Origin of the sequence: Neolewinella persica DSM 23188 (assembly GCF_000373105.1) — a bacterium.
GTDB classification, from domain to species: domain Bacteria; phylum Bacteroidota; class Bacteroidia; order Chitinophagales; family Saprospiraceae; genus Neolewinella; species Neolewinella persica.
Genome location: NZ_KB890479.1, coordinates 1 through 3,445, shown reverse-complemented (window position 1 = coordinate 3,445; position 3,445 = coordinate 1). Strand labels below are relative to the sequence as shown.

Sequence of the window (3,445 nt, the reverse complement as noted above, 5' to 3'; positions counted from 1 at the left end):
GCGGACAACCGTAAAGGATGTCCCTGCTAATGCGTGATTCGTTTCTTTAGTGAACGATCAACAAGTTGGGTAAGAGAGACAGCTAAACCGATAACGTCATTCGTATAGATACAAAGACCTAGTTTGCTGATTAAATAAAGTTTGAATGATCCGTAGATCATTCGTTTTCTGCGACAACCCGAAGGTTGTCAGCGTGACATTTACCGAAGTAAACACCACCAAGCGTATGCTTTCTATTACTAACTCATAAGTTCCAGAGCGGTTAATACCACTTAGTTTCTTACTTTGTAGACTTCTTTTTCCCGAAGAAAAAAGAAAAAAGGAAGCTTTCGGGTGATTAGTACTACTCGACTCCATACATTACTGCACTTCCATCTATAGCCTATCGACGTCGTAATCTTCAACGACCCTCAATGGAATACTCATCTTGAAGTTGGCTTCGTGCTTAGATGCTTTCAGCGCTTATCCATTCCGCACATAGCTACCCAGCAATGCAGCTGGCGCCACAACTGGTACACTAGAGGTGCGTCCATCCCGGTCCTCTCGTACTGGAGACAGATCTTCTCAATATTCCTACGCCCGCAACAGATAGAGACCGAACTGTCTTGCGACGTTCTGAACCCAGCTCGCGTGCCACTTTAATGGGCGAACAGCCCAACCCTTGGGACCTTCTTCAGCCCCAGGATGTGACGAGCCGACATCGAGGTGCCAAACCTCCCCGTCGATGTGAGCTCTTGGGGGAGATCAGCCTGTTATCCCCGGAGTACCTTTTATCCTTTGAGCGATGGCCCTTCCATACGGAACCACCGGATCACTTGAGCCTGCTTTCGCACCTGGTCGAAATGTCTTTCTCTCAGTCAAGCTCCCTTATACTCATACGCTCTTCGCATGATTACCAACCATGCTGAGGGAACCTTTGCGAGCCTCCGTTACGCTTTAGGAGGCGACCACCCCAGTCAAACTACCCACCACACACGGTCCTCCCCTTTCCGGGAGTTAGTGTCAAAGTATAAGAAGGGTGGTATTTCAAGGACGACTCCACAAACACTGGCGTGCCCGCTTCGTAGTCTCCCACCTATCCTACACATCTTATACCCTAACACAATGTGAAGCTGTAGTAAAGGTTCACGGGGTCTTTTCGTCCCGTTGCGGGTAATCGGCATCTTCACCGATACTTCAATTTCACCGAGCTCATGGCCGAGACAGTGCCCAGATCGTTACACCATTCGTGCAGGTCGGAACTTACCCGACAAGGAATTTCGCTACCTTAGGACCGTTATAGTTACGGCCGCCGTTTACTGGGGCTTCAGTTAAGACCTTCGACCGAAGTCTAAGCCCCTTCCTTAACCTTCCAGCACCGGGCAGGTGTCAGACCCTATACTTCATCTTTCGATTTAGCAGAGTCCTGTGTTTTTGCTAAACAGTCGCCTGGGCCTTTTCACTGCGGCCCCCACAAGGGGGGCGACGCTTCTCCCGAAGTTACGCGTCCAATTTGCCTAGTTCCTTAGCCATGAATCACTCGAGCGCCTTAGGATACTCTCCTCAACTACCTGTGTCGGTTTACGGTACGGGCCGTCATCCTCGCTATTTCTTGGAAGTCGCTTCGGTACACTATCAAATCAGGCCGAAGCCTTCTCTGTACTATCGGTCAATTTTAATCAACCTTCAACGTACTATTCCGTCAGTACGCGATACCTACACTACTCCGTCGCTTTTAGTGGAGACGGGTACGGAAATATTAATCCGTTTGCCATCGGCTTCGCCTTGCGGCTACACCTTAGGACCCGACTAACCCGATTCTGATTAACATCGAATACGGAAACCTTAGTTTTACGGCGAAGGGGTTTCTCACCCCTTTTATCGTTACTCATGCCTACATTTGCTTTTGAAGTCGCTCCAACATGAGTCACCTCACATCTTCTGCGCTACTTCAATGCTCCCCTACCACTTGACACAATAAAGGTCAAATCCATAGCTTCGGTACTGGACTTATGCCCGAGTATTTTCCGCGCAGGAACGCTCGACTAGTGAGCTGTTACGCACTCTTTAAATGAATGGCTGCTTCCAAGCCAACATCCTAGCTGTCTTAGCATCCCCACATCGTTCAATTCAACTTAGTCCAAATTTGGGGACCTTAGCTGATGGTCTGGGTTGTTCCCCTCTTGGCAATGGACCTTAGCACCCACTGCCTCACTGCTGCTGCTGTAATACCGGCATTCGGAGTTCATCAGGGGTTGGTAGGCGGTGAAGCCCCCTAGCCCTATTGGTAGCTCTACCTCCGGCACACACTACACAACGCTGCACCTAAATGCATTTCGGGGAGTACGAGCTATCTCCTGGTTTGATTGGCCTTTCACCCCTACCCACAGGTCATCCGAACATTTTTCAACATGTACCGGTTCGGTCCTCCATTCCGAGACTATCGGAACTTCAACCTGCCCATGGGTAGATCACCAGGTTTCGCGTCTACCCCCACTACCTTTCGCCCTGTTAAGACTCGCTTTCGCTTCGCCTCCGGTCCTGAAGACCTTAAACTCGGTAGTGAGGAGTAACTCGTAGGCTCATTATGCAAAAGGCACGCCGTCACAACACAAGGTTGCTCCGACCGCTTGTAGGCGCATGGTTTCAGGGTCTTTTCACTCCGCTTCTCGCGGTTCTTTTCACCTTTCCCTCACGGTACTGGTTCACTATCGGTCTCACAGGAGTATTTAGCCTTACGGGATGGTGCCCGCGAATTCAGACAGGGTTTCTCCGGCCCCGCCCTACTCAGGATACCCAACATAATAAACATGATTCTTGTACGGGACTGTCACCCTCTGTGGTCACATTTTCCAAGTGTGTTCCAATTACATGCCTATTAATTATTCAGGTCCTACAACCCCACTACGACGTATCGTAATGGTTTGGGCTGTTCCGCGTTCGCTCGCCACTACTTGCGGAATCATTAAATTATTTTCTCCTCCTCCGGGTACTTAGATGTTTCAGTTCCCCGGGTTACCTCTCCTTGCGGAGTACTATGTCTTCAACATAGTGGGTTGCCCCATTCGGACATTCAGGAATTAACGGTCGTTTGCACCTCCTCCTGACTTTTCGCAGCTTACCACGTCCTTCATCGTCTCTGTGAGCCTAGGCATCCCCCATACGCCCTTATTTCACTTCCTAATCTTTATGATCCGAAGACCAAAATTCTTACGAAACAAAATAAAATCACTTGAGTAATATTATTTGCCTAAAACTAATGAGTTAAGTTTTATATCCAACAGACGCTTGAGAAAATTAAAAATTTACTCTCGCAACGAGATCTTACGTAAACTACATAAAATCCGTTATTTATTACTGTTGCTCTCTTACCAACTTGTCAAAGATCGTCACTAAACCATTAGTCCCTTTGCGTCGCTTGTCCATCATAGGAAGGAGTCCACGGGGCGCAGGGTGGTTTAACTGT

Annotated in this window: 1 rRNA gene; it reads right to left on the bottom strand. The window is 48.7% G+C overall.

Annotation, left to right across the window (positions count from 1 at the left end):
- Positions 1–317 precede the first annotated feature (317 nt).
- Positions 318–3,162: ribosomal RNA gene (locus tag B036_RS0124835) — 23S ribosomal RNA — on the bottom strand.
- Between the last annotated feature and the right edge of the window lie 283 nt (positions 3,163–3,445).